The sequence below is a fragment of the Arthrobacter sp. NPDC080031 genome (assembly GCF_040702485.1).
GTDB lineage: Bacteria > Actinomycetota > Actinomycetes > Actinomycetales > Micrococcaceae > Arthrobacter.
Genome location: NZ_JBFBLA010000006.1, coordinates 176567 through 183941, shown reverse-complemented (window position 1 = coordinate 183941; position 7375 = coordinate 176567). Strand labels below are relative to the sequence as shown.

6 protein-coding genes are annotated in these 7375 nt (G+C 67.0%); 5 read left to right on the top strand and 1 reads right to left on the bottom strand.

Going from position 1 to position 7375, the window contains the following annotated elements; translation table 11 throughout:
- Window positions 1-248: 248 nt before the first annotated feature.
- Complete coding sequence (locus tag AB0323_RS07210; RefSeq protein WP_366176704.1) at window positions 249-1574, bottom strand: glutamyl-tRNA reductase; 1326 nt, start codon at window positions 1572-1574, stop codon at window positions 249-251.
- A 148-nt stretch (window positions 1575-1722) separates the two neighbouring features.
- Between AB0323_RS07210 and hemE the strand changes: the two genes are divergently transcribed.
- The 5 genes from hemE to hemC all read left to right on the top strand — a co-directional run bounded on the left by hemE (window position 1723) and on the right by hemC (window position 7368).
- Window positions 1723-2850 carry a uroporphyrinogen decarboxylase gene (gene hemE, locus AB0323_RS07205; RefSeq protein ID WP_269992852.1) on the top strand — a complete coding sequence of 376 codons (1128 nt, stop codon included), beginning with the start codon at window positions 1723-1725 and terminating at the stop codon, window positions 2848-2850.
- Window positions 2851-2855: 5 nt separating this feature from the next.
- Window positions 2856-4370 (top strand): protoporphyrinogen oxidase, encoded by a 1515-nt coding sequence (gene hemG / locus AB0323_RS07200; protein WP_366176703.1) that lies wholly within the window; start codon window positions 2856-2858, stop codon window positions 4368-4370.
- Between the two features lie 72 nt (window positions 4371-4442).
- Complete coding sequence (gene hemQ / locus AB0323_RS07195) at window positions 4443-5144, top strand: hydrogen peroxide-dependent heme synthase (protein WP_366176702.1); 702 nt, start codon at window positions 4443-4445, stop codon at window positions 5142-5144.
- 65 nt (window positions 5145-5209) lie between these two features.
- Window positions 5210-6385 (top strand): ferrochelatase, encoded by a 1176-nt coding sequence (locus AB0323_RS07190; RefSeq protein ID WP_366176738.1) that lies wholly within the window; start codon window positions 5210-5212, stop codon window positions 6383-6385.
- Window positions 6382-7368 (top strand): hydroxymethylbilane synthase, encoded by a 987-nt coding sequence (hemC, locus tag AB0323_RS07185; protein WP_366176701.1) that lies wholly within the window; start codon window positions 6382-6384, stop codon window positions 7366-7368. Before AB0323_RS07190 ends, hemC begins: the two co-directional genes overlap by 4 nt.
- Window positions 7369-7375: the final 7 nt, after the last annotated feature.

Genomic DNA, 7375 nt, shown 5'->3' with positions numbered 1-7375 from the left:
GATTGCTGCTGGACATATTCCTGTTATGTCCGGTCCTCGTGATCAGGGGAGGGCATGCTCTGCGTGGGGCGTACCAGCGCGGTGATTCGCGAGCCACTGCCTCAGAGGGACATGCTCATTGGTGGTGATTGCTGCTGGACATGATCCTGTTATGTCCGGTCATGGTGATCAGGGGAGGGCATGCTCTGAGTGAGTCCGAGCATGGACAACGCCACACGGGCCACGAGGGGCGGGCAGTGCCGCGTGGGTTAGGCGCTTTCAGCCTGCTGGGATGCCTGTTGGTGGTCGACAGGGCATGCGGCTGCGGGTGACGCGGCCGGCTGCTCCACCTGGATGCCGTACAAAGCCTCGAGGGCTGCCACGTAATCGTCTTGCTGGCCGTTGGCGGCGAGTTCGCGTGCCCGGACCGTGGGGATGTGGAGCAATTGCTTGACCATGCGGCGGAGCGCGAATTCGACCTCTTCGGCCGCAGCGGTGCAGCCGTGCCGGGCCCGAACTTTCTCCATCTCGGCGTCGAGCACGTTCATGGTGTGGCGGCGCAGTGCCACGATGGCCGAATCCATGGACCGGGCTTCGCGCTCTTGCTCGAAGGCCTCTGCCGCGCCGGAAACAATAGTGCTCGCTTGCGCCAGCGACTCCGCTTGTTCCTGGGGCGCCGCGAGCCGAACGGATTCGAGCGTCAGGAGCTCGACGCCGTCGAGCTCGCCCACCGCGGGGTCGAAGTCGTGGGTGAGCGCGAGGTCGATGGCGATGAGTGTCTGGGTGGACAAAGCGCGGACCTTGGCAAGCTCTGTAGCCTCAACGCGGGTGTCCGACCCGCTGCAACCGATCATGACATCGGCGGCAGCGACGGCGGCAGGAAGGGTTTCGGCGTCGAGTGCGGTTCCGCCGCGGGTCGCCACGAAAGCTTCGGCCCGGCCGGAAGACGAATACACCGAGACGTCGGTGCAGCCGCGATCGCGAAGCAGGGACATAGTGGCCCCGGCGTAGGCCCCGGTCCCGAAGACAACTACTTTCTTGGTGCTCCAGTCGGCACTCTCGGAGAGGTCGGTGGCGAGGTCCAGGGCAACCGAAACGATGGAGAGGCCCCGCGAACCGAGGGCGGTCTGGGCCCCGACGTCCTTGGCCGTCTTGGAAGCGGCCTGGAACAAGCGGACCAGCCCGGAACTCGCGGTTCCTTCGTGTTGGGCAGTGATGAGGGCGCGGCGCACTTGGCCGGCGATTTCGCGTTCGCCGACGACGGCGGAGTCCAGTCCGGCGCTGACGGCGAACAGGTGCCTGCTGACCTCGGGGCCGGTATGGGTGCTGAAGGCGCGCGAGACGAGTTGCTCGTTGAGTCCGCTCAAGCCACTGATCTGCGTGACGAGCGCCGAGCGGGCGGCTTCAAGGTTCTCGACGTGAGGCGTTTCGCCGTAGATTTCGTAGCGGTTGCAGGTGGCCAGGACCACGGCGCCCGACACAAGTTGGGAATCGGCCAAAGCGGACGAGGCGACCTCGGATGAACCGTTGCTCAACTGAGCGACGGTTTCAAGATCGATGTCGGCGTGTGTAGCCACCAATGAGAAAAGAACCACAGCAAAGCAATCATAGCTTTTTCGGCGCCATGTAGAACAACGCACGCCAGTGGTTCTCCGCACTGCCCGGAGTGACGCCGGTCACCTTGGATCGTGCGGGACAGGCTGTCGTTATCTTTTGAACCCGATCTTCGGCACAATCGAAGGCATGACTTCCAGTTCCGCACTGCCTCATTCTGTGTCGGCCAACGGCGTTTCCGGCACCGCCGCCCCAAGCCTTGATGCAAGCCACCCGCTCATGGATGGCCGCACCGCAGACTCCCCGCTGATCCAGGCTTACCGCGGAGGCAAACCGTCCCGCCGTCCGGTGTGGTTCATGCGCCAGGCCGGCCGCTCGTTGCCGGAATACCTCAAAGTCCGCGAAGGCGTCGCGATGCTGGACTCCTGCCTGCGTCCCGAACTCGCCTCCGAGATCACTTTGCAGCCGGTCCGCCGCCACGACGTTGATGCAGCGATCTTCTTCTCGGACATCGTCATTCCCCTCAAGCTGGCAGGCGTCGGCGTGGATATCGTTCCCGGGGTCGGCCCCGTCCTGGACAAGCCCGTCCGTACCGCGGCCGACGTGGCCGCCCTGCCGCAGCTGACCTGGGAAGCGCTTGAGCCGATCCGCGAGGCCGTACGCCTGACAGTGGCGGAGCTCGGCACCACGCCCCTGATCGGCTTCGCCGGTGCGCCGTTCACGCTCGCCGCATACATGGTGGAAGGCAAGCCCTCCCGCGACCACCTCGGTCCGCGCACCATGATGCACGCCGACCCGGAAACCTGGACCGCCCTGGCCAACTGGGCAGCCGACGCATCGGGCATGTTCCTGCGGGCGCAGCTGGAAGCAGGTGCCTCCGCAGGGCAACTGTTCGACTCCTGGGCCGGTTCCCTTGGGTTGGCCGACTACGCCAAGTACGTAGCTCCCGCCTCGACCCGCGCCCTCGACCACGTCCGCCACCTCGGCGCGCCGCTGGTCCACTTCGGCACGGGAACGTCAGAGTTGCTCGTCGCGATGCGCGACGTCGGCGTGGATGTCGTAGGCGTGGACTACCGGCTGCCGCTTGACGAAGCAAACCGTCGACTGGGTGGCACCGTGCCCTTGCAGGGCAACATTGACCCTGCGCTGCTTTCCGCGCCGTGGGAGGTCCTTGAAGCCCATGTGCGCGAGGTGATCGCCGCCGGTTCCGCAGCGCCGGGCCACGTCCTGAACCTCGGCCACGGCGTGCCCCCGGAGACGGACCCCGCCGTCCTGACCCGGGTAGTGGAACTCATCCACTCGATCCCGGCAGGATAGCGGGCATGCGCGGGGCACAAACAAAGCCCGAACACGCACTTCCCGGAGATTCATCAACCAGGTTGACGGCAGTCGTCGTGGGCGGCGGCATTTCCGGCCTGCTCGCCGCACGCGCACTGGCCAAGGCCGGGATCGCTGTCACCGTGCTCGAAGCGGGCGACGCGTGGGGCGGTTGCGTGGGCAGCCACACTGTTGGCGGCCTTGAACTGGACAGCGGCGCAGAGTCCTTCGCCACGCGCTCCACCGCCGTGGCCGACCTCGCCCGCGATCTCGGGCTCGGCGGCAACATCGTGGCACCCCATCCTGGCGGCGCCTGGGTGCAGTTGCCCGACGGTCCGCAGGAACTACCCAAGACCGGAGTGCTCGGAATTCCGGCGAATCCGTGGGACGCCGAGGTCCGGCGTTCCTTGGGCTTCGCGGGCTCCTTGCGGGCCTCGCTTGACCGCTACCTGCCCGCATCGGTGGGCACCTCCGCCGAGGTCACGAGTGTCTCCTCGCTGGTCCGGGCGCGGATGGGCAAGCGGGTCCTCGAACGGCTTGTAGCACCCGTCGTCGGGGGAGTCCACTCCGCGGATCCTGGACTGCTCGACGTCGACATGGTGGCCCCAGGACTGCGTGCAGCATTGCGCAAGCACGGTTCTTTGGCCGAGGCTGTGGCCAGCCAGCGCAAGGCCGCCTCCGGGCCGGCCGCCCCCGGGTTGGCCGCCGCGGACGAAAACGGAAGCGGGACGGCGAAGGCCGGATCCGCCGTCGGCGGCTTGAAAGGCGGGATGAACACGCTCGTCTCCGCCCTCGTGAAGGAGTTGCGTTCGCAAGGCGTCACCCTGGTTTCGGGTGCCCGGGTGGATTCGATCACCCGCACTGAAAGCGGTTGGCAGGCCACCGCGGCGGGCACAGTGTACGACGCCGGACGGCTCGTGGTGGCGCTCGACGGTCCGGCCGCCGTCGGGCTGCTGGAGGGGGCACTTCCGGAATTGTCCGCGCTGCGTCCGGGCCCGGGGCCCTTGGTGACCCTGGTGACCCTCGTGGTGGACGTGCCCGAACTGGACCGCCGTCCGCGCGGCACGGGCATTCTCGTCGCTCCGCAAACCGTCGGGATCGAGGCGAAGGCGCTCACGCATGCCACGGCAAAGTGGGACTGGCTGGCGGAAGAAGCCGGCCCGGGAACGCACGTGCTGCGCCTGTCCTATGGACGGGGCGAGGGAGCGGACGGCCGTGAATCGGCGGCCGTGCAATCCGTCGCCTCACTCAATGACGATGCTCTGTTCGACGCTGCGCTCCGCGACGCCTCGACCTTGCTGACGGTGCCGATCGTCCGAGAGGACGTGCTCGATTGGGACGTCGTCCGCTGGGCGGGCGCCTTGCCGTTCGCCGCCGTCGGTCACAAACAGCGCGTTGCCCAGGTGCGCCGCATCTGCTCCGAAGCCGACGGCTTGACCGTCGTGGGCGGCTGGCTCGCCGGAAACGGCCTGGCCGCGGTGGTTGCGGACACGTCCGCGCAGATCGACGCAATTTTGTGAAATGCACCACTTCTACGCCTTGTAGAAGTGGTGCATTTCGACTTAGCGGCATCCACGGGGCAGACTTGTACCATGAGCCACACTTCTGCCGAATCTGTCACTAAAACTGCCGAATCCGAAGAGCAGTTCTTTACGCTGTGGACCGTCTTCAAGCGGTCGGGCGATGTCCTGCGCAGCGCCGATGCTGTCCAGGATTTCGAGAAGCTGGCTGCCAAGCTCGCTGAGGACGGCGTGGTCCTCCGCGGAAGCTACGACGTCTCCGCGATGCGTTCCGACGCCGACATCATGGTGTGGCTCCACGGCGCCAAGCCCGAGGCCCTGCAACAGGCAGTCCGCGACATCCGCCGCAGTGCCCTGTTCGCCGGCACCGAGATCGTCTGGTCCGCCATGGGCGTCCACCGCGAAGCCGAATTCGCCAAGAACCACGTTCCGGCCTACGCCCGCGGCGTCGAGCCCAGCATCTGGCTATGCGTCTACCCGTTCGTCCGCTCCTACGAGTGGTACATCCTGCCGGCCGAAGAGCGTGGAAAGATGCTGCGCGATCACGGCATGCTGGGCCGCGACTTCCCCCAGGTCATCTCCAACACCGTGTCCTCCTTCGCTTTGGGCGACTGGGAGTGGATCCTCGGCCTGGAAGCACCCGAACTTGTTGACCTCGTCGACCTCATGCGCCACCTGCGGGCCACCGACGCCCGCAACCACGTCCGCGAGGAAATCCCGTTCTACACCGGCCGCCGCATCACCGCAGCGGAGATCGCCGAGGTCCTCGCGTGAGCGGCCGCCACTCCACTGGTCCGGCCAGCCTCACCGAGGTCAACGACGTCACCGAGGCCGGACGCATGGCTCCCAAGGAGTACGACGCCGTCCTCCTCGCCTCTTTCGGCGGACCCGAAGGCCAGGACGACGTCATTCCCTTCCTGCGCAATGTGACCCGTGGCCGCGGCATCCCGGACGAGCGCCTCGAAGAGGTGTCCCACCACTACCGCGCCTTTGGCGGGATCAGCCCTATCAACCAGCAAAACAGGAACCTCAAGGCGGCCCTTGAAGCGGAGCTCGCATCGCGGGGCATCAGCCTGCCCGTGCTGTGGGGCAACCGCAACTGGGATCCCTACATCCCGCAGACGCTCCAGGAAGCCTACGACGCCGGCCACCGCAAGCTGCTGATGGTCACCACGAGCGCTTACTCCTGTTACTCCAGCTGCCGCCAATACCGTGAGGACATCGGTATCGCGCTGACGGAGACCGGCCTTGACGGCAAGCTCGAGGTGGACAAGGTCCGCCAGTACTTCGACCACCCCGGCTTCGTCGAACCCTTCGTCGAAGGAACTGCCGCGGGACTTGCGGAGGTAAAGGAGAAGCTGGCCGCAGCCGGTCTCCAGGACGCTCCGGTCCACATCCTGTTTGCAACGCACTCCATTCCGACCCGTGACGCCGAGGCCGCCGGGCGTTCGGCGGCCGAGCCCCGCGAGTTCGAGCAGGACTCGGCTTATGTGGCCCAACACCTGGCAACCGGCGCCGGGGTGGTCCGGCGGGTTGAAGCCGAGTCCGGGCTCACCGCGCCATGGTCCTTGGTGTACCAGTCCCGTTCGGGCGCGCCGAGTGTTCCATGGCTTGAGCCGGACATCAACGATGCCATCGAGGAACTGGCCGGCCAGGGAATCAAAGGCGTCGTGATCGTACCGCTCGGCTTCGTCTCCGACCACATGGAAGTGGCCTGGGACCTGGACACCGAAGCCTTGGAAACGTGCAAGAACCTCGGGCTCGCCGCGACCCGCGTCCCCACCCCGGGAACCCACCGCAAGTTCGTTTCCGGCTTGGTGGACCTCATTTGCGAGCGGACCGTAGCCAACAACATCCCCGATCGCCCCGCCATGACCGGGCTGGGGCCGTGGTATGACATCTGCCGTCCGGGCTGCTGCGCCAACTTCCGCGGAGAGAAGCCCGCGATCGCGGGTGCGGACTCCACGGTCGGCACCGGACACGATGCCTACCCCGTAGGAGAAGGCGCGAAATGACCGTTCGGATCGGTACCCGCGCGAGCAAACTCGCGCTCACCCAGAGCCAGCAGGCAGCGGACCAGCTGGCCGCCGTCGGTGGCTTTCCCGTTGAACTAGTGCGCATCAAGACCGAAGGCGATGTCCGGACGGGCTCCTTGTCCCAGATGGGCGGCACCGGAGTGTTCGTCGCCGCGCTTCGCGATGCGCTGCTGGAGAACGCGTGCGACGTCGCTGTGCACTCCCTGAAGGATCTCCCCACGGGTGCGGCACCGGGACTCACCATTGCCGCAACGCCCAAACGGGTCGACGTCCGGGACGCCTTGTGCGCCCGCGACGGTCTGAAGCTGGCGGACCTTCCGGCAGGCGCAAAGGTCGGCACAGGATCGCCGCGCCGCGCCGCCCAGCTGCGCGCCGCCCGCCCGGATCTCGACGTCGTGGACATCCGCGGCAACGTGGACACCCGGCTGGGCCGCGTTCCCGGGCTCGCCGGAAACGCGGAGGATTCACCCGGCGACCTTGACGCCGTCGTCCTCGCCGCGGCGGGACTGGAACGCATCAGCAGGCTCGACGTCGTGACGGAGTTCTTCGAGACCGACGTCATGCTTCCTGCCCCCGGACAGGGCTCACTTGCGATCGAGTGCCGCACCGCCGACGCCCCCGGGCAGTCCGGCTCGGCCGAAGGTTCCCAGGGCGCCCTAGCCCAGGCCCTGGCCGCGCTCAATGATGAAGACACCCGGCTGGCCGTCACCGCGGAGCGCGCCGTCCTGGCCCGGCTCGAAGCCGGCTGTGCAGCGCCCGTGGGCGCCTACGCTTACCGCAAGGGCAGCATGCTGTACCTCGAAGCCGTTGTCTGCGCCGTGGACGGGAGCAAGTCAGTACGCGAGAAGAAGGCCACGGACGGGCTCACTGAGGTGGGCGCCACGCTGCTCGGCATCGAAGTCGCCGAGCTCCTGCTTGCCGCGGGTGCTGCGGACATCACAGATCTTGCAGCTTCCCGATAACCGGAGC